At 72.1% G+C, this 19,624-nt stretch carries 13 protein-coding genes; 8 read left to right on the top strand and 5 right to left on the bottom strand.

All coding sequences use genetic code 11. From position 1 onward, the window contains the following. Nucleotides 1-19: 19 nt before the first annotated feature. Nucleotides 20-481: a hypothetical protein gene (locus tag ACFY4A_RS33585; protein WP_390833107.1), complete on the bottom strand. Its 462-nt coding sequence runs from the start codon at nucleotides 479-481 to the stop codon at nucleotides 20-22. A gap of 424 nt (nucleotides 482-905) precedes the next feature. Between ACFY4A_RS33585 and ACFY4A_RS33580 the strand changes: the two genes are divergently transcribed. From ACFY4A_RS33580 to ACFY4A_RS33560, 5 genes are read left to right on the top strand one after another with little or no spacing between them, the layout of a single operon-like run. Further along, nucleotides 906-3,767: a nitrate- and nitrite sensing domain-containing protein gene (locus tag ACFY4A_RS33580; RefSeq protein ID WP_390833106.1), complete on the top strand. Its 2,862-nt coding sequence runs from the start codon at nucleotides 906-908 to the stop codon at nucleotides 3,765-3,767. Next, nucleotides 3,764-4,189, top strand: a complete 426-nt coding sequence (locus tag ACFY4A_RS33575; protein ID WP_390833105.1) for a roadblock/LC7 domain-containing protein — start codon at nucleotides 3,764-3,766, stop codon at nucleotides 4,187-4,189. Before ACFY4A_RS33580 ends, ACFY4A_RS33575 begins: the two co-directional genes overlap by 4 nt. Before the next feature lie 18 nt (nucleotides 4,190-4,207). Next, nucleotides 4,208-4,600, top strand: a complete 393-nt coding sequence (locus ACFY4A_RS33570; protein ID WP_390833104.1) for a DUF742 domain-containing protein — start codon at nucleotides 4,208-4,210, stop codon at nucleotides 4,598-4,600. 23 nt (nucleotides 4,601-4,623) lie between these two features. Further along, on the top strand, nucleotides 4,624-8,262 hold the full coding sequence (locus ACFY4A_RS33565; protein ID WP_390833103.1) for a hydantoinase B/oxoprolinase family protein: 3,639 nt from the start codon (nucleotides 4,624-4,626) through the stop codon (nucleotides 8,260-8,262). Then, nucleotides 8,243-8,848, top strand: coding sequence for an ATP/GTP-binding protein (locus ACFY4A_RS33560; RefSeq protein WP_390833102.1), 606 nt, complete (start codon nucleotides 8,243-8,245; stop codon nucleotides 8,846-8,848). Before ACFY4A_RS33565 ends, ACFY4A_RS33560 begins: the two co-directional genes overlap by 20 nt. Before the next feature lie 62 nt (nucleotides 8,849-8,910). Here ACFY4A_RS33560 and glpK read toward each other — a convergent pair whose 3' ends face one another. Further along, nucleotides 8,911-10,431, bottom strand: coding sequence for a glycerol kinase GlpK (gene glpK / locus ACFY4A_RS33555; RefSeq protein WP_390833101.1), 1,521 nt, complete (start codon nucleotides 10,429-10,431; stop codon nucleotides 8,911-8,913). A gap of 255 nt (nucleotides 10,432-10,686) precedes the next feature. On the opposite strand from glpK, the gene ACFY4A_RS33550 reads away from it, so the two are divergent. Continuing rightward, nucleotides 10,687-11,223 (top strand): NUDIX domain-containing protein, encoded by a 537-nt coding sequence (locus ACFY4A_RS33550; RefSeq protein ID WP_390833100.1) that lies wholly within the window; start codon nucleotides 10,687-10,689, stop codon nucleotides 11,221-11,223. A 37-nt stretch (nucleotides 11,224-11,260) separates the two neighbouring features. Here ACFY4A_RS33550 and ACFY4A_RS33545 read toward each other — a convergent pair whose 3' ends face one another. Beyond that, nucleotides 11,261-13,627, bottom strand: a complete 2,367-nt coding sequence (locus ACFY4A_RS33545) for a TIM-barrel domain-containing protein (protein ID WP_390833099.1) — start codon at nucleotides 13,625-13,627, stop codon at nucleotides 11,261-11,263. Nucleotides 13,628-13,841: 214 nt separating this feature from the next. On the opposite strand from ACFY4A_RS33545, the gene ACFY4A_RS33540 reads away from it, so the two are divergent. Then, nucleotides 13,842-15,809, top strand: coding sequence for an acetoacetate--CoA ligase (locus ACFY4A_RS33540; protein ID WP_390833098.1), 1,968 nt, complete (start codon nucleotides 13,842-13,844; stop codon nucleotides 15,807-15,809). A gap of 212 nt (nucleotides 15,810-16,021) precedes the next feature. Continuing rightward, nucleotides 16,022-16,912 (top strand): hypothetical protein, encoded by an 891-nt coding sequence (locus ACFY4A_RS33535; protein WP_390833097.1) that lies wholly within the window; start codon nucleotides 16,022-16,024, stop codon nucleotides 16,910-16,912. Between the two features lie 74 nt (nucleotides 16,913-16,986). On the opposite strand, the gene ptsP is transcribed toward ACFY4A_RS33535, so the two are convergent. Together ptsP and ACFY4A_RS33525 are read right to left on the bottom strand one after the other, a co-directional pair. Then, on the bottom strand, nucleotides 16,987-18,657 hold the full coding sequence (ptsP, locus tag ACFY4A_RS33530; RefSeq protein WP_390833096.1) for a phosphoenolpyruvate--protein phosphotransferase: 1,671 nt from the start codon (nucleotides 18,655-18,657) through the stop codon (nucleotides 16,987-16,989). 92 nt (nucleotides 18,658-18,749) lie between these two features. Beyond that, the gene (locus ACFY4A_RS33525; protein WP_390833095.1) at nucleotides 18,750-19,199 is read right to left on the bottom strand and encodes a PTS glucose transporter subunit IIA; all 450 of its coding nucleotides are present in this window, start codon (nucleotides 19,197-19,199) and stop codon (nucleotides 18,750-18,752) included. Between the last annotated feature and the right edge of the window lie 425 nt (nucleotides 19,200-19,624).

Genomic DNA, 19,624 nt, shown 5'->3' with positions numbered 1-19,624 from the left:
GCCCCGCGGCCGGTCACCCTCACGGATGCGACAGCTGTCCCGCGCCGCCCCCACCAGGTATCCGCTTCCGTGCCCGCTCGGCGGCCCGCGCCTCCCGCCGCGCCTGGCGCCGCTCGCGCCGCAGGGCCCGCGCGGTGCTGCTCGGCACCGACACCACGCCGTTGCGCTGGTTCCACACCTGGCGGGTCACCCACACGTCGAGCGCCGCCCACGTGGCCACCACCGTGCCGGCCACGCTGCTCAGAAGCATCGGGAACGCCAGCCAGGACCCGGACACGCTGAACAGGAACGCCACCACGGCCTGTATCAGCGTCACGGAGACGATCAGCACCGCCCGCACGGCGGCCGCACGCACCGGATCGGGCAACCTGCGCCGCCGCGCGGGCTCCTCGACCCACAACGGCTTGTAGGACGGCCGCCCGGCCCGCTCGCCCGTGTGCGCCGAAGGCCCGTACAGCCCCGGTCGCTCCGCTGTCCCCATCACTGCGTCCCTCCCCACCACCGGCAGACCGCTCGCCCCGGTGCCCGAAGAACCGGCTTCCCAGTGGCTGCCCGGCTTTCGCTGTTTTACGCGGCCCGGACACGGAGTGCTGCGCCTCCTGTGGCCGATTCCGCCCCCGTCTCCCATGGACAAGGACGAACGAGACGTCACGAAGATTCCCGGCCGACGAAAAGAACCGGACAGCCGACCAGGCCGGACGCCCGTTCCCGCACCCCCGCCATCTCGGCCATCCGGACCGGCATCTCCCGCAATGCCCTGACAACTCGCCCGCTCCCGGCGCCAATACGGAAGTACGGGCTCCGGACAGCTCTTCGAGTTGACTGCATGTCGGTAGTAGGCTCGCGCCGTTTGTTGACGCACATGTGTACCCCCGGGGCCCCTGGGGGACGAGCTGGGGGAGGCCATGCGCTTTCGCGGGAAGTCCATCCGCCGGAAGATCGTGGCGCTGCTTCTCGTGCCGCTGCTCTCGCTCACGGCGATCTGGGCCTTCGCCACGCTGATCACCGGGCGGCAGGTCACCCAGCTGTTCAACGCGTCCTCCGTGGTGGAGGAGATCGCCTACCCCACCGAGGACACCGTCCGGGTCCTTCAGCAGGAACGCCGCCAGACCCTCGTCCATCTCGCCGACCCCCGAGCCTCCGACGGCCTCGCCGCGCTGCGGCGCAGCAGGAGCGCCACCGACGAGGCCATCGCCAGGATCCGCAGGACCGCCAAGAGCCCCGGCGTCCGCGAAGCGCTCGGCCCCGCCGGCGCCGGACGCCTGAGCGTGGCGCTCGACGCCTTCGACGGCATCGACTCCCTGCGCCGCAGTGTCGAGGACCGCGCCGTCGGACGCGCCCAGGCACTCGACCTCTACAACCGGCTCATCGACCCCTGCTACGCCCTGCTCGCCAACCTCCACGTCGTCGACGACGTCGACCTGGCCAAGCAGTACCGCGCCCTGGTCGGTCTCGCCCAGGCCCGCGAACTCCTCTCCCGCGAGGACGCGTTGCTCGGCTCCTCGCTGATCGTCGGCCGCCTCACCCGCGACGAGGCCCGCGGCATCTCCGACCTCGTCGCCCAGCGCTCCCTGCTGTACGACGTCGGCCTGCCCCTGCTGCCCTCCGCCGAACGCGGCCGCTACGACCGCTTCTGGCAGAACGCCTCCTCCGCACCGCTGCGCACGGCCGAACAGGCCGCCGCCTCCAGCACGTCCGCCACGCCGCCGGGGGTGAGCGCGCAGAGCTGGGACACCGCCGCCGGAGACGTCCTCGACGAACTGGGCACCCTCAACGACGAGGCGAACGACCGCTTCCAGGACCGTGTCCGCCCGGTCGCCATGGACGTCATCCTGGAGGCCGCCGTCGCGGGCGTCCTCGGCCTGATCTCCGTGCTGGTCTCGCTCGTGCTGTCCGTGCGCGTCGGCCGCGGCCTCATCCGCGACCTCGGGCAACTGCGCCTGGAGGCCCACGAGGCCTCCGGCGTCCGGCTGCCCGGCGTGATGCGCCGACTGTCGGCCGGCGAGCAGGTCGACGTCGAGACCGAGGTCCCGCCCCTCGAGTACGACAGGAACGAGATCGGCGAGGTCGGCCAGGCCCTCAACACCCTGCAGCGGGCCGCCGTCGAGGCCGCCGTCAAACAGGCCGAACTCCGCGCAGGTGTCTCCGAGGTCTTCGTCAACCTCGCCCGTCGCAGCCAGGTCCTGCTGCACAAACAGCTCACCCTCCTCGACGCGATGGAACGCCGCACCGAGGACACCGACGAACTCGCCGACCTGTTCCGGCTGGACCACCTGACCACCCGTATGCGCCGGCACGCCGAGGGCCTGGTGATCCTCTCCGGCGCCGCCCCGTCCCGGCAGTGGCGCAAACCCGTCCAGCTGATGGACATCGTGCGCGCCGCCGTCGCCGAGGTCGAGGACTACGAACGCATCGAGGTCCGGCGGCTGCCGCGCACCGCGGTCACCGGCCCCGCCGTCGCCGACGTCACCCATCTCGTGGCCGAACTCCTGGAGAACGCCACGGTGTTCTCGCCGCCGCACACCGCGGTCCAGGTCGTCGGCGAACGCGTCGCCAACGGTTTCACCCTGGAGATCCACGACCGGGGCCTAGGCATGGCCGCCGAGACGATGCTGGACGCCAACCTCCGGCTCGCCGAGACACCCGAGTTCGAACTGTCCGACACCGACCGGCTCGGGTTGTTCGTGGTCAGCCGGCTCGCCCGGCGGCAGAACGTCCGGGTCTCGCTCCAGCCGTCCCCGTACGGCGGCACCACCGCGGTCGTCCTCATCCCCGACGCGCTGCTGACGGACGACGTCCCGGACACCAACGGCATCGGCTTCCGCCTCGACCGGCCCGCCGGGAAGGCCGACCGCGAAGGAGGCCGCAGGGCCGCTCTCGCCCAGGCACCCGTGCAACTGCCAGGACTGCCCGCCCCGGACCTGGACGGGCCGGTGGAACTGGATGCACCCGTCGACCTGGACGCCATCGAGGACTTCCCGGACGTCCTCGAGGAGGAGGCCGGCGAACACGGCGGACCTTTCGGTCCGCGCCCCTCCCCGGCACGGCAGACGGCACCCGACGCGCTGCCCCGCAGCCTCGCCGAGCACCGGCAGAGCACGGGCCGGCGTGGCGGGCCGCAGGAGACCGGCGAGGAGGAGAGCCCGGGACGCGCGGTCCCGCTGCCCCGGCGCCGGACACCCACGCTGGTCAGCTCCCACGGACGCCCGGTCACCGAGCAGAGGTCCCGGCGCGAGACGGCCGAAGCCGAGGACCCGGCGGACCCCGGCTGTCCGGAGCGCGAACAGGCGGCCCCGCTGCCGACCCGCCGTCGCGGCGAGTCGCCGCCCGGACCGGCCACGGCCGAGGCCGACCGTCGCGCGGAAGGCGACAGCACCGAGAAGTCCCCGGCCACGAGCCAGGGGCCGCGGCAGGCTCCGGCCCTTCCGCGGCGCACCGTCCCGCCCGCGCCCGCCGGCCGCGGGCGGGACGGCGAGGGGCGCGACCCGGCCGAGGCTCCTGGCGGGCCCGGACCCGACGCGGATCCGCTGCCCCGGCGCGTACGGCAGGCCAGCCTCGCCCCGCAACTGAAACAGAGTTCCGGCCGGCCCGCCGGGGCCAGCCCCGACCCCGTCGAACGCGACGCCGACGAGGTACGCAGCCGTATGGCCTCGCTCCAGCGCGGCTGGCGGCGTGGCCGTGAGGAGAACGCCGCGGGCGACCAGGCCCCGGACGGCAGCACAGCACGCAGCACAGCACAAGGAACGACAGAGGGGGACGGTCGATGACCGCACCGAAGGCGACCGGACACACCACGACCGACAAGGTGGAGCTGAACTGGCTCCTCGACGAACTCGTGGACCGGGTCGCGAGCATCCGCAAGGCCGTCGTCCTGTCCCGGGACGGACTGGCCACCGGCGTGTCCAAGGAACTGACCCGGGAGGACAGCGAGCACCTGGCCGCCGTTGCCTCCGGCTTCCACAGCCTCGCCAAGGGCGTGGGCCGGCACTTCGACGCGGGCGGCGTCCGGCAGACGGTCGTCGAACTCGACGACGCCTTCCTGTTCGTGACCGCGGCCGGCGACGGCAGCTGCCTCGCCGTCCTGTCGGACGCCGACTCCGACGTCGGCCAGGTGGCCTACGAGATGACACTGCTGGTCAAGCGGGTCGGTGCGCATCTGGGTGCCGCTCCGCGTACCGATGTGCCCTGAGGCGGGTAGTGGGATGACATGAGCGGAGACGGTCAGGCACGAAGCCACTGGTTCGACGACGAGGCCGGACCGGTGGTCCGCCCGTACGCCATGACGCGGGGCCGCACCAGCCATGCGGCCCAGCACCGCCTCGACCTGATCGCGGTGGTCGTCACCGAGGCCGACGTGGACGACCCGGAGGCGGACGTCACGCTGTCCCCGGAACACGTGGACATCGTCGAGCTGTGCCGCTCCCCGCAGTCGGTCGCCGAACTCGCCGCGGAACTCGATCTGCCCATCGGCGTGGTGCGCGTGCTCGTCGGCGACCTCGTGGACGAGGAGTACGTCCACGTGACGCGTCCGGTGCCGCCCGCGGAACTGCCGGACGAGAGCATCCTGCGGGACGTGATCAACGGCCTGCGGGCACTGTGAACGACGGGGAAGCAGGGTGTGACATGACGGGCTGGCAGTTCTGGGTCGACCGGGGCGGCACGTTCACCGACATCGTCGCGCGCCGCCCGGACGGCCGTCTGGTCACGCACAAGCTGCTGTCCGACAACCCGGCGCGGTACGCCGACGCGGCCGTCGCGGGCATCCGTGAACTCCTGGACGGCTCCGCCCGTGCCATCGAGTCGGTCCGCATGGGCACCACCGTGGCCACCAACGCCCTCCTTGAGCGCACGGGCGAGCGGACCGTCCTCGTCGTCACCCGCGGCTTCCGGGACGCCCTGCGCATCGCCTACCAGAACCGACCGCACATCTTCGCGCGCCGCATCGAGCTGCCCGGGCTGCTGTACGAGCGCGTCGTCGAGGTCGACGAGCGCATCGCGGCCGACGGCACCGTGCTGCGCGCTCCCGACCTGGACGCGCTGGCCGGCCCCCTCCGGGAGGCGTACGACGACGGGATCCGCGCCGTCGCCGTGGTCTGCCTGCACAGCCATCTGCACCCCGCGCACGAGAGGGCCGTCGGCGAACTGGCCGACCGCGTCGGCTTCCCGCAGATCTCACTGTCCAGCGAGGTCAGCCCGCTCATGAAGCTCGTGCCGCGCGGTGACACCGCGGTCGTCGACGCCTACCTGTCGCCGGGGCTGCGCCGCTATGTCCAGCATGTCTCCGACGAACTCGACGGCGTACGGCTGATGTTCATGCAGTCCAACGGCGGGCTCGCCGAGGCCGGACAGTTCCGCGGAAAGGACGCCGTACTGTCCGGCCCCGCGGGCGGCATCGTCGGCATGGCCCGCATGTCCCGGCTCGCCGGCTTCGACCGGGTCATCGGCTTCGACATGGGCGGCACCTCCACCGACGTCTCCCACTACGCGGGCGCGTACGAACGCGTCCTCACCACGCAGATCGCCGGTGTCCGGCTGCGCGCCCCCATGCTCGACATCCACACCGTGGCCGCCGGCGGCGGCTCGGTCCTGCACTTCGACGGCTCCCGCTACCGGGTCGGCCCGGACTCGGCGGGCGCCGACCCGGGACCCGCCTGCTACCGGGGCGGCGGCCCGCTCGCCGTCACCGACGCCAACGTCATGCTCGGCCGCATCCAGCCCGCCCACTTCCCCGAGGTGTTCGGCCCCGGCGGCGACCAGCCCCTCGACGCGGCACTCGTACGCGAACGGTTCACCGCCCTCGCCCGCGAGATCCGTGCGCGGACGGGCGACGACCGCACCCCCGAGCAGGTCGCCGAGGGCTACCTTCAGATCGCCGTCGCCAACATCGCCAACGCCGTCAAGCGGATCTCCGTGCAGAAGGGCCACGACGTCACCCGCTACGCCCTCACCACCTTCGGGGGCGCCGGCGGACAGCACGCCTGCATGGTCGCCGACTCGCTCGGCATCCGCACCGTGCTCGTCCCGCCCATGGCGGGCGTCCTGTCCGCGCTCGGCATCGGCCTCGCGGACACCACGGCCATGCGCGAGCAGTCCGTCGAAGCACCCCTGGAGCCCGCCGCCATGCCGGGCGTGCTGACGACCGCCGACGATCTGGAGGGCGCGGCCCGCGCGGAACTCCGCGCCGAGGACGTCCCCGAGGAGCGCATCCGTGTCACCCGCCGCGCCCAGCTCCGCTACGACGGCACGGACACCACCCTCACCGTCGAGCTGACCGAGCCCGCCGCCATGCGGCACGCCTTCGAAGAACGTCATCGCGCCACGTACTCCTTCACGCTCGACCGCCCGATCGTCGTCGAAGCCCTCTCCGTGGAAGCCACCGGCGTCACCGAACCCCCCGATCTGTCCGCCCTCGCCCCGAACGAGCACGCCCGCGCGGGACGCTCCACTGCCCCGGAGACCGTCCGTCTCCACACCGGTGGCGCCTGGCGCGACGTACCCCTGCACCGCCGTGAGGACCTGCCCCCCGGCGAAGCCGTCACCGGCCCCGCGATCATCACCGAGGCCAGTGCGACGACCGTCGTCGACGACGGCTGGCGGGCCGTGGCGAGGAACGACGGACATCTGCTCCTGGAACGCGCGGCGGTCACGCAGAGTTCCGATCTCGGCACGGAAGCGGACCCGGTGCTGCTGGAGGTGTTCAACAACCTCTTCATGTCCATCGCCGAGCAGATGGGCGCCCGGCTGGAGTCCACGGCCCAGTCGGTCAACATCAAGGAGCGCCTCGACTTCTCCTGCGCACTGTTCGATCCGGACGGAAACCTGGTGGCCAACGCCCCGCACATCCCCGTGCACCTGGGCTCGATGGGCACCAGCGTCAAGGAGGTCGTCCGGCGCCGCGGCTCCCGGATGCGGCCGGGCGACACCTACGCGGTCAACGACCCTTACCACGGCGGCACGCACCTGCCGGACGTCACCGTCATCACCCCGGTGTTCGACACCGCCGGCACACAGCGTGACCGCATCCTCTTCTACGTCGCCTCCCGCGGCCACCACGCCGAGATCGGCGGGATCGCGCCGGGCTCCATGCCGGCCAACAGCCGCACCATCGAGGAGGAGGGCGTCCTCTTCGACAACTGGCTGCTGGCCGAGAACGGCCGCCTGCGCGAGGAGGAGACCCGCCGCCTGCTGACCGGCTCGCGGTACCCCTCCCGCAACCCGGAGACCAACCTCGCCGACCTGCGCGCCCAGATCGCCGCCAACCAGAAGGGCGTCGACGAGGTCGCCCGCATGATCGAGGACTTCGGCCTCGACGTCGTCCAGGCCTACATGCGGCACGTCCAGGACAACGCCGAGGAGGCCGTCCGCCGGGTCATCGACGCCCTGGACGACGGGGAGTACGCCTACGAGTCCGACTCGGGCGCCGTCATCCGGGTACGGGTGCGCGTGGACCGCGGGCAGCGGTCCGCGACGATCGACTTCACCGGCACCTCCCCGCAGCTCACGACCAACTTCAACGCCCCGTTCTCCGTGGTCAACGCGGTCGTCCTGTACGTCTTCCGCACGCTGGTCGCCGACGACATCCCGCTCAACGACGGCTGTCTGCGCCCCCTGAAGATCATCGTGCCGCCCGGCTCCATGCTCTCCCCGCAGCCCCCGGCCGCCGTCGTCGCGGGCAACGTCGAGACCTCCCAGGCGATCACCGGCGCCCTCTACGCGGCGCTCGGCGTCCAGGCGGAGGGCTCCGGCACGATGAACAACATCACCTTCGGCAACGAGCGCCACCAGTACTACGAGACCGTCGCCTCCGGCTCGGGCGCCGGCGACGGCTTCCCCGGCGCCTGCGTCGTCCAGACGCACATGACCAACTCCCGGCTCACCGACCCCGAAGTCCTGGAATGGCGGCTGCCCGTACGGCTGGAGGAGTTCGCGGTCCGGCGCGGCAGCGGCGGCGCCGGGCGGTGGAGGGGCGGGGACGGCGCGGTGCGCCGCATCCGCTTCCTGGAGCCCATGACCGTCTCCACGCTCTGCCAGCATCGCAGGGTGCGGCCCTACGGCATGGCGGGCGGCGAGCCCGGCGCCCTCGGCGCCAACCGGGTGGAACGCGCGGACGGCACGGTCGCCGAACTCGGCGGCAGCGACTCCGCGGACGTCGCCCCCGGCGACGTACTCGTTGTCGAAACCCCCGGCGGCGGAGGATACGGCCCGCCGTCGCCAGACCCACATCGAGCAGGAGAAGAGATCGATGATCTGCGGCCGTTCTGAGCGCGGCAAGCCCCCGGTCGAGCCCGTCACGCTCAAGATCCTGGTGGCCGGCGGCTTCGGCGTGGGCAAGACGACCCTCGTCGGCGCGGTCAGCGAGATCAGGCCGCTGCGCACCGAGGAGCTGCTGACCGAGGCCGGGCGGCCGGTCGACGACGTCAGCGGCGTGGAGGGGAAGCACACCACCACGGTGGCCATGGACTTCGGCCGTATCACGCTGCGCGAGGACCTGGTGCTGTACCTGTTCGGGACGCCCGGGCAGGAGCGGTTCTGGTTCATGTGGGACGAGCTGTCCGAGGGCGCGCTCGGCGCGGTCGTGCTGGCCGACACCCGCCGCCTCGAGGACTGCTTCGCCGCCGTGGACTACTTCGAGCGGCGCTCCATCCCCTTCCTCGTCGCCGTCAACTGCTTCGAGGGCGCCGCCCGCTACCCCGCGGACACCGTCCGCCAGGCCCTCGACCTCGATGACCACGTCCCGCTGCTGCTGTGCGACGCCCGCGAACGCGAGTCGGTGAAAGAGGTCCTCATCGAGGTCGTCCAGCACGCGATGGCCCACGCCGCGGACCGCCGCCGGGCCGCCGCCGTCTGACTCGACCCGCGCGGCCCGTACCCGGGCCGGGCGGGGTACGGGCCGTGTACGAGGGACCCCTGCTAGCTCTCGCCGTCCTCCAGCCAGCCGAAGCTCTTCTCCACGGCCTTGCGCCAGTTGCGGTACTCGCGGGCACGGACCGAGGCGTCCATGGACGGAGTCCACTCGGCGTCCGTCTGCCAGTGCGACTTGAGCTCTTCGAGGTCGTTCCATACGCCCGTGGCCAGCCCGGCCGCGTACGCGGCGCCCAGGCAGGTGGTCTCGGAGATCCTGGGACGGATCACCGGCACGCCGAGCACGTCCGCCTGATGCTGCATGAGCAGGTTGTTCTTCGTCATACCGCCGTCGACCTTCAGGGTCGTCAGCCGGACCCCGGAGTCCTGGTACATGGCGTCCACGACCTCGCGCGTCTGCCAGCTGGTCGCCTCCAGCACCGCCCGCGCGAGGTGCGCCTTGGTGACGTACCGGGTCAGGCCGGTGACCACCCCGCGTGCGTCGGAGCGCCAGTACGGCGCGAACAGGCCGGAGAAGGCGGGCACGATGTACGCGCCGCCGTTGTTCTCCACGCTCGCCGCCAGCGGCTCGATCTCGTCCGCGGTGCGGATGATGCCGAGCTGGTCGCGGAACCACTGCACCAGCGCGCCCGTGATGGCGATGGCGCCCTCCAGGCAGTACACCGGGTCCTCGTCGCCGATCTTGTAGCCCATGGTGGTGAGCAGGCCGCTCTTGGACGGCACGGGCCGGTTGCCTGTGTTCAGCAGCAGGAAGCTGCCGGTGCCGTACGTGTTCTTGGCGTCGCCCACGTCGTAGCAGGCCTGCCCGAACACGGCCGCCTGCTGGTCGCCGAGGGCGGATGCCACGGGCACTCCAACGAGCTGGCCGACGGCGGTCCCGTACACCTCGGAGGAGGATCTGATCTCCGGCAGCATCGTCTCGGGGACGTTCATGGCGGACAGGATCGACTGGTCCCACCGGAGGGTCTGCAGGTTCATCAGCATGGTGCGGCCGGCGTTGGTGACGTCGGTGACGTGCCGGCCGCCGTCGACGCCGCCGGTGAGGTTCCAGATCAGCCAGGTGTCGATCGTGCCGAAGGCGATCTCACCACGCTCGGCGCGATCGCGCAGGCCGGGCACGTTGTCCAGCAGCCAGGCCGCCTTGGGGCCGGAGAAGTAGCTGGCGAGCGGCAGGCCGGTCTGCTCGCGGAAACGATCCTGCCCTTCGGAGCCGCCCAGCTCGTTGCAGAGCGCCGCGGTCCGCGTGTCCTGCCAGACGATCGCGTTGTGCACGGGCTTGCCGGTGGCCCGGTCCCACAGGACGGTCGTCTCGCGCTGGTTGGTGATGCCGAGCGCGCTGAGCTGGTCGGCACGCAGCCCCGCCTTGGCGACCGCACCCGCGACCACCGCCTGCACCTTCGACCAGATCTCGGTGGCGTCGTGTTCCACCCAGCCCGGCTTGGGGAAGATCTGGCGGTGCTCGCGCTGGTCGACGGCGACGATGGCGCCACTGTGGTCGAAGATGATGCAGCGGCTCGAGGTGGTGCCCTGGTCGATGGCGGCCACGAACTTCTCGGCGTTGTCCGTCATGGCTACCCCTTGAAAGGTGGAGAAGCGGCCGAGCGCCGGGACCATCCGTTCCCTGCGCCCTCACTGGTAACAGTCTGTCCCACATTGGCGGAAACAGCCCGGGATGGGTGACGGAGGCGCCCCACGCCCGAAACGACCGAGTCCGGGGAGTGGGGGAAGTGTTCCCCCGCGCGGAGGGAGCGTCAAGGACGCCGACGGCAACGGTGACAACCACCGACGGAAGACGTCCGCCCACTGATCGGATACAGTCCGCGCGTGTCCGACATCCCGCACCCGACCGCCAACTCCGAAGCGCACTCCCACTGTTCGAGCTGCGGAACGCCTTACGGCGAGGGCGTCACCGGCTGGCCCCGCACCTGCCCCGCCTGCGGCACCGTGGTCTACCGCAGCCCGTTGCCGGTCGCGGTGGCCCTCCAGCCCGTGTACGACACCCAGGGCACCGCCCTGGTCGTCATCACCCGCGCCATCGCCCCCGCGCGCGGAGGCATGGCCCTGCCGGGCGGTTACATCGACGACCGCGAGGACTGGCGCCACGCCGTCGTCCGCGAGCTCCAGGAGGAGACCGGGATCGAGGCGGCCGCGCGCGAGGTGCGGCTCGCCGACGCGATGAGCTCGCCCGATGGGCATCTGCTGCTCTTCGGACTGCTGCCGGAGCGTCCCGTCGAGGGCCTGCCGCCGTTCACCGCCACCGACGAGGCGGAGGGCCGGCACCTGCTGCGCGGGCCCGCCGAACTCGCCTTCCCGCTTCACACGCTGGCCGTCCGGGCCTGGTTCGACGGCCGCTGTCCCTGAAACGGCCGCTGCCCCTGAACTCGGGGCCCGCCCGAACTCAGGACGCCCCGAGCCCCCGTATGCGCACCGGGTGGGGCGGCTCGCCGGCACCGTCCTCCCGCTCGCGCTCGACGACGACCTCCCCGCCCTGCCACCGCGTCGCATAGCGTTCGATCTCCGGCTCCTCCCAGCCGTCGCCCGCGTCCGGCACCACGAGACCGCCCCCGGTACGCCCCTGGGCGGGCGTCCACACCTCCAGCTCCAGGCCGCCGCTCTCACCCCGCACGGGGATCACGGCGCCCGCGCGCGCGAACACCGGAATCCGCGCCAGCGGGGCGTCGACCAGCACCTGCCCCGGCCCCTCGTACGCCCGGCCCGTCGCCGTGTCGTACCAACGGTCCCGCGGCAGCCGCACCGCCCGCCGGTCCGTACCGGGCTCGAGCACGGGCGCCACCAGAAGGCAGTCGCCGAGCAGGAAGGCGTCCTCGCAGTCCCGCAGAGCCCGGTCCTCCGGCGCGCCCCACCACAGCGGCCGCACATAGGGTGCCCCGGTGCGCCGCGCCAGATGCGCAAGGGTCATGAAGTACGGCAGCAGACGCCGGCGCTCGACGAGCGCCACACGCGCGCGCTCCAGGACGTCCGTTCCGAACTCCCACGGCTCCCTGCGCCCAGCCCGCAGGCTCGCGTGCGTGCGGAACAGCGGCAGGTAGGAACCCAGTTGGAACCAGCGCAGATACAGCTCCGGCGAAGGGCTGCCGTCGAATCCGCCCACGTCCGGGCCGGAGTACGGCACTCCGCACATGCCCAGTCCCAGCACCAGTGACAGCGACGCCCGCAGCCCCGGCCAGCCGGTGGCCACGTCCCCCGACCAGGTGCCGCCGTAGCGCTGCATCCCGGCCCATCCCGAGCGCGAGAAGAGGAACGGCCGCTCCTCGGGCACCAGGTCGAGCAGCCCCCCGTACGCCGCCTCGGCCATGCACAGGGCGTACACGTTGTGCGCCTGGCGATGGTCGCCGCCCCGGCCCTCCAGGGCATGCCGGGCCGACCGGGGCAGGGTCGTCTCGCCGAAGGCGGCGAAGGAGGTCGGCTCGTTCATGTCGTGCCAGAAACCGGCGAACCCCTGAGCCAGCCGCTCCCGGTACAACCCGCCCCACCACTGCCGCACGCGCGCGTGCGTGAAGTCCGGGAAAACCGCCTCCCCGGGCCAGACCACGCCCCGTACCACCCTGTCCGAGGCGTCCCGCACGAAGGCGTCCGCGGCCGTTCCGCCGTCGTACACGGCGTTCCCCGGCGCGGCCTTCACGGCCGGGTCGACGATGGACACCAGCCGGATCCCGTCCCGCCGCAGCTCCTCCGCCAGCACCGGCAGCTTGGGGAAACGAACCTCGTCGACGGTGAACACCTGGTGCGCGTCGTAGTGGTCGATGTCCAGGTGCACGGCGTCCAGCGGCAGCCCGTGCTCGTGGTAGCCCGCCACGATCCGCCGCACCTCCTGCTCGCTGCCGAAGCCCCACCGCGCGTGGTGGTGGCCCAGGGCCCACGCGGGCGGGAGCGCGGCCGGTCCGCTGAGGGAGGACCAGACGTGCGCCACGCGCGCGGGGGTGCCGACGGCCACCCAGCAGCGCAGCGGACCGCCGTCCATCCTGAGTTCGCTCGCCCCGGCCCGGTCGTGTCCCGAGCCGGCGCCCTCCGCACCCTCCCGCAGCGTGACCGTGCCGTCCCAGGAGTTGTCGTGGAACACCAGGTGCGTGCCCGCGTCGGCCACGACCAGCTGGACCGGCATGGTGACGTAGAGCGGGTCGTCACCGGGATCGAACGCACGGCCGGGATCGGTGTTCCACAGGCGGTAGGTGCCGTCGCGCAGCCGGGGACCGTGCGCCCGGCCGCCCAGGCCGAAGAACCGCGCGTCGGCGGCCACCTCCGACCGTTGCGACCACCGTGCCGGGCCCCCGCCGGCCGGCTCCCACCACCGGGGCGGCAGATCACGGCGCAGCGGCACGCCCCCGGGCGTACGGACCTCGATCGCGCCGTGCCGCGAGACACCGACGGTGACCCGCTCGGCCACGACCCGCCAGCCGCCGTCCTTGTCCGGCTCCAGCACCGCGCGCGGATCCGGCTCCGGGCTCCGGCCGGCGAGCGCGTACGACGGCTCGGGAGCTGCGCCGTCCCAGCCCCAGAAGACGGCCCCGTTCCCGGCGACGGCGATACGGAGCTCGGAGCGGGCGAAGCGGACGACCCCGCCCCCGGGACCGGGCTCCACGTCCCGCACCGCGCCGGGCACCCGCGCGCGTTCGGCCCCACGCGACGGCAGGCCGCCGGCGTCCGCACGCTGCCGGCGCCACGCGGCCCGCACGGTGCGCAGCCCCTGGGCCACCCCCGCCGAACCGACCGCCTTCACCGAACGCACCAGGTCACGACCGTCCATGCTGCTCACCCTGCCATTGACGGCCGTGTGCGCGCGTGGCGTTCAACTGCCGTTCATCCGTGCCGCGACCACATCTTCACGACGCGGACTATGTGCGGTGCACCCTGGTGTAGAAGTCGATCACATGGCATCGTCCGTGTCAGCCGCGTCACGCGCACACCCCAGCACGTGCGCGGACCGACGCACACGACGCGCACAGTCCGGGAGCCGCCCCATGTCGACCGCGAACCCCCTGCCGCTCTGGCGGCCCGATCCGCAGCGGATCGCCCAGGCACAGATCACGAAGTTCCAGGCCTGGGCGGCCGAACACCACGGCGCTCCGGCCCTGGGCGGGTACCCGGCCCTGCACCGCTGGTCCGTCGAGGAGCTGGAAACCTTCTGGAAAGCCGTGACGCAGTGGTTCGACGTGCGGTTCACCAGCCCCTACGCGCGCGTGCTGGGCGACCGGTCGATGCCCGGCGCCGAGTGGTTCCCCGGCGCCACCCTCAACTACGCCGATCACGCTCTGCGCGCGGCCGCCACGCGCGCGGACGAACCCGCCCTCCTCCACGTCGACGAGACGCACGAACCACGCCCGGTGACCTGGTCCGAGCTGCGTCGCCAGGTGGGCTCCCTGGCCGCCGAGCTGCGCGCTCTCGGCGTACGCCCGGGGGACAGGGTCAGCGGCTATCTGCCGAACATCCCCGAGGCCGTCGTCGCCCTCCTCGCCACGGCCGCCGTCGGCGCCGTATGGACGTCCTGCGCCCCCGACTTCGGCGCCCGCAGCGTCCTCGACCGCTTCCAGCAGGTGGAGCCGGTCGTCCTGTTCACCGTCGACGGCTACCGCTACGGCGGCAAGGAGCACGACCGCCGCGACGTCGTCGCCGAACTGCGCCGCGAACTGCCCACCCTGCGCGCGGTCGTCCACGTCCCGCTCCTGGGTACCGAAGCCCCCGAGGGCGCCCTGGAGTGGTCCGACCTGACCTCCGCCGACGTCGACCCCGTCTTCGAACCGGTGCCCTTCGACCACCCCCTGTGGGTGCTGTACTCCTCGGGCACCACCGGCCTGCCCAAGGCGATCGTGCAGTCCCAGGGGGGCATCCTCGTCGAGCACCTCAAGCAGCTCGGCCTGCACTGCGACCTCGGTCCCGGGGACCGCTTCTTCTGGTACACGTCGACCGGCTGGATGATGTGGAACTTCCTCGTCTCCGGACTGCTCACCGGCACGACGATCATCCTGTACGACGGCAGCCCCGGGTACCCCGACACCGGCGCCCAGTGGCGTATCGCCGAACGCGCCGGAGCAACCCTGTTCGGCACCTCCGCCGCCTACGTCATGGCTTGCCGCAAGGCGGGAGTGCACCCCTCGCGCGACTTCGACCTCTCGAAGGTGCAGTGCGTCGCGACGACAGGATCACCGCTGCCGCCCGACGGATTCCGCTGGCTGCACGACGAGGTCCGCGAGGACCTGTGGATCGCCTCCGTCAGCGGCGGCACGGATGTGTGCTCCTGCTTCGCCGGAGCCGTACCGACCCTCCCGGTCCACATCGGCGAGCTCCAGGCCCCGTGCCTGGGCACCGACCTTCGGTCCTGGGACCCGAACGGCGCACCGCTGGTCGACGAGGTCGGCGAGCTCGTGGTCACCAACCCCATGCCGTCCATGCCGATCCACTTCTGGAACGACCCCGACGGCAGCCGCTACCACGACAGCTACTTCGCCATGTACCCCGGAGTGTGGCGGCACGGCGACTGGATCACGCTCACCTCCCGCGGCTCGGTGATCATCCACGGCCGCTCCGACTCCACACTCAACCGCCAGGGCGTGCGGATGGGCTCCGCCGACATCTACGAAGCCGTCGAACGCCTCCCCGAGATCAAGGAATCCCTCGTCATCGGCATCGAACAGCCCGACGGCGGCTACTGGATGCCCCTCTTCGTGCACCTGACCCCCGGCGCCGCCCTCGACGACGCGCTGCTCGGCCGCATCAAGCGGACCATCCGCGAACAGCTCTCCCCACGCCACGTCCCCGACGAGGTCATCGAGGTGCCGGGCATCCCGCACACCCTCACCGGCAAGCGCATCGAGGTCCCGGTCAAGCGCCTCCTCCAGGGCACGCCGCTGGACAAGGCGGTCAACCCCGGCTCGGTCGACGACCTCGACCTGCTGCGCTTCTACGAAGAGCTGGCCCGCAAGCGCGCCTGAGCGCCGGGCCAGCCGCCGTGGGGGGGGGGGGGGGGGGGGCCCCCCCCCCGCGGGGGGGGGGGGGCGCCCCCCCCCCCGCGCGGGGGGGCCCCCCCCCCCCCCCCCCCCCGCCGATCCGTGCCGCGGGATCCCTGAACGCCTGCCCGGCCCCGTTGTCAGTGGCTCCGGTTACGGTGAGTGAGCACTGATCGACTGCGCTCACAGGGGGAAACATGGCGCACACCGACCATCTGACCATGCGACGCGTCCTGCGCCGGGAGATCGCCGGCACCATCGGCCTGCTCACCGACGAACAGGACTTCCGCGCCATGCGGCGCTACCGCAGCTTCACCTTCGACGATCACACCACCTACCTCCGGCAGGTCGAGAAACTCCTCCGACTCGTGGCCGCTCAGGGCGGCCACACCACGGTGGCCCTCTTCGACCCCGAGGAGTACGCCGAATACTGCGAGACGACCGGTCTCGACCCCGACATCCCGTCCAGCCGCGCCCGCTTCACCGCCGAACTCGCCAGCACGGGCCCCACCCTTCCCTACGACGGCCGGCCCCTGGCCGAACTCGTCCCCGACCTCGTCGACGAGGCCGTCCGCCAGGCCACCTGGGAGTACGCCTCCACCCTGCTGGCCCGGCTCGGTCCCTGCGCCTCCTGCGGCGAGAACATCGGCCGCACCGCCTTCGCCCGCGCCGCGGACCTCGTCGTCCGCATCCTCGACACGGCCCCGCCCGGCAACCGGCACCTGGTGTGCAGTGTCACCGGCACACCCGAAACCCTCGTCGCCGTCCTCCACGCCGACGACGAGGAAGGCGAGACCACACAGCTCGACGAGGCCGAAGCCCTGGAGTTCACCACGGTCCTCGCCCTCGGCATCGCCACCGACGGCCCCGGCGGGCTCGTCATGCGCACCACTGCCCCCGGCACCGCCGACCGCGTCTACGGCTGGCGCCTGCGCGGCGGCGGCCTCGATCCCCTCACCGCAGGCGAGGTCTTCGACGCCTACTGCACCGACATCGAATCCGGCGACCTGATCTCCCCGGAATCCGGCGTCGACTACGGCGAGCCGCCCGACCTCGGAGAAGAAGGACCGGCCCGGCAGCACCGCTGAACACCCGAGGGGCGCCCCACCCGGCAGGTGGAGCGCCCCTCGAAGACCAGCCGGCGAACGCCCGCCGGCCCCGGTCACTCGCCGGACAGCACCGCCCGCGCCGCGTTGCGCGCCTCGTCCGCGCTGTCCGCGGCACGCGCCGCGGCCGCCGCACGCTCGCACTGCGCCAGCGTGTACTTCGCCAGCGTCGCCCGTACATAGGGAAGTGACGCCGCACCCATGGAGAGGGAGGTGACGCCCAGACCCGTCAGCACACACGCGAGCAGCGGGTCGGACGCGGCCTCACCGCAGACCCCGCAGCTCTTGCCCTCGGCCCTCGCCGCCTCGGCGGCGATCGCGACCAGGTCGAGCAGCGCGGGCTGCCAGGGGTCCTGCAACCGCGACACCGCACCCACCTGCCGGTCGGCGGCGAAGGTGTACTGCGCGAGGTCATTGGTCCCCAGCGACAGGAACTCCACCTCCTGAAGCACCGAGCGCGCCCGCAGCGCGGCCGACGGGATCTCGACCATCGCACCGAACTTCGCCTGCAGCCCCGCCGCACGGCACGCGTCCGCGAACGCCTTGGCGTCGGTCCGGTCCGCGACCATGGGGGCCATCACCTCGAGGTAGACCGGCAGGCCCTCGGCAGCCTTGGCGAGCGCCGACAACTGGGTGCGCAGCACCTCCGGGTGCTCGAGCAGCGTCCGCAGCCCCCGCACACCGAGAGCCGGGTTCGGTTCGTCGGCCGGCGTCAGGAAGTCCAGCGGCTTGTCCGCGCCCGCATCCAGCACACGCACCACGACCCGGCCCTCGGGGAAGGCCTCCAGCACCTGCCGGTAGGTCTCGACCTGCTTCTCCTCGGACGGCGCGTTCTTGTCGTCGTCCAGGAACAGGAACTCGGTCCGGAACAGACCGACACCCTCGGCACCGGCATCGAGCGCCGCCACCACGTCCGCGGGACCGCCGATGTTGGCGAGCAACGGCACCTTGTGCCCGTCCGAAGTGGCACCGGGTCCGGTCGCTGAGGCCAGCGCGGCCTTGCGCTCGGCGGCCGAGGCCTCCAACTGCGCCTTCTTCTCCTCGCCGGGGTTCACGAAGATCTCGCCGGTGCTGCCGTCGACGGCGATCACCGTGCCCTCGGCCAGCTCGACGGCGCCGGGCAGCGCCACGACGGCCGGCACACCGAGCGCCCGCGCCAGAATCGCGCTGTGACTCGTCGGCCCACCCTCCTCGGTGACGAAGCCCAGGACCAGGGTCGGGTCCAGCAGCGCCGTGTCCGCCGGCGCCAGGTCACGGGCGACCAGCACGTACGGCTCGTCGCTGTCCGGCACACCCGGCATCGGCACACCGAGCAGACGCGCGACGATACGATTCCGCACGTCGTCCAGGTCGGCCACCCGGCCCGCGAAGTACTCACCGGCGCCGGCGAGCAGGTCCCGGTAGGCGGCGAACGCGTCGTACACCGCGCGCTCGGCCGTGCTGCCAACGGTGATGCGCCGCTCCACATCCGCGATCAGCTCGGGGTCCTGCGCCATCATGGCCTGCGCCTCGAGCACCGCCTGCGCCTCGCCCCCGGCCAGATTGCCGCGCGCCATCAGATCGGCCGCCACGGCCTCCACCGCCTGACGGGCGCGCCCCTGTTCACGCTCCGCCTCTTCCGCGGGGATCTGCTTGGCAGGCGGCTCCAGCACCGCCGTCCCCATGTGCCGAACCTCGCCGATCGCCACACCGTGGCTCACACCGACGCCTCGCAGCGTTGTCTCCATCTCACCCGTCTCCGGTAGAGCGGCGGGTCCCACCGCCGCGGTGGTTGTTGTGCGCCGTTCCCGGGGAGGCCGTCCCTGGGGAGGCAGTGGTGTCACTTCCAGGTGAAGAGACGGTCGCCGGCCTTCACGTCTCCGCTGTCGCGCAGATCGGAGAGGCTGTCGGCGGTGGCCTCCAAGGCCACGACCGGGCACACGGGGGACTTGCCGGCGGCTTCGACAGCGGCGGGGTTCCAGCGCACCACCGCCTGGCCGCGCACCACTGTGTCGCCCTTCTTCACCAGCAGATCGAAGCCCTCACCGTTCAGCTGCACGGTGTCGATGCCGAGGTGGGTGAGCACTCCGCGGCCATCCTCGTCGACGACGACGAAGGCGTGCGGGTGCAGCGAGACGATGACTCCGTCCACGGGGGCCACCGCGTCGGCGGGCTCACGTACCGGGTCGAGCGCCGTGCCGGGGCCGACCATGGCTCCGGAGAAGACCGGATCCGGCACGGCCGCCAGTCCGATGGCGCGTCCTGCGACGGGGGACGTCACGGTGGTCATGGGAAGCCTCCCAGGGGTGGAGATTCATGTGCGCCGTCACTGCCTTGCCGGGGACGGCACAGCGTCCGGCAGGCTATAGCACGGTACGTACCGGTTACAGGCGAGAGCTTACACAGCTCACCTTGGTGGTCTAGACCACCAGGTGAAACGATTTGCACCTGCTCCGCGGTCCATGTACAGTCGTACCCCTGCTCGGGGCTGAGTGACGCCGCCAGGGGTCCTTGCCCGGCAGCACCCATACTTGTCAGATCCTTTCTCGGGATCATCTTCTGCATGCCCGCAGGACGGTGGTCGGAGAGACTGGAAAAGCCTGATAGAGTTTGGATCACCGAAGGGAAGCGCCCGGAGGAAAGCCCGAGAGGGTGAGTACGAAGGAAGCGTCCGTTCCTTGAGAACTCAACAGCGTGCCAAAAGTCAACGCCAGA

This window comes from Streptomyces sp. NPDC001292, assembly GCF_042896465.1.
Taxonomy (GTDB): domain Bacteria; phylum Actinomycetota; class Actinomycetes; order Streptomycetales; family Streptomycetaceae; genus Streptomyces.
The sequence above is the reverse complement of the archived record's forward strand: the minus strand, read 5'-3'. Positions and strand labels throughout refer to the sequence as shown.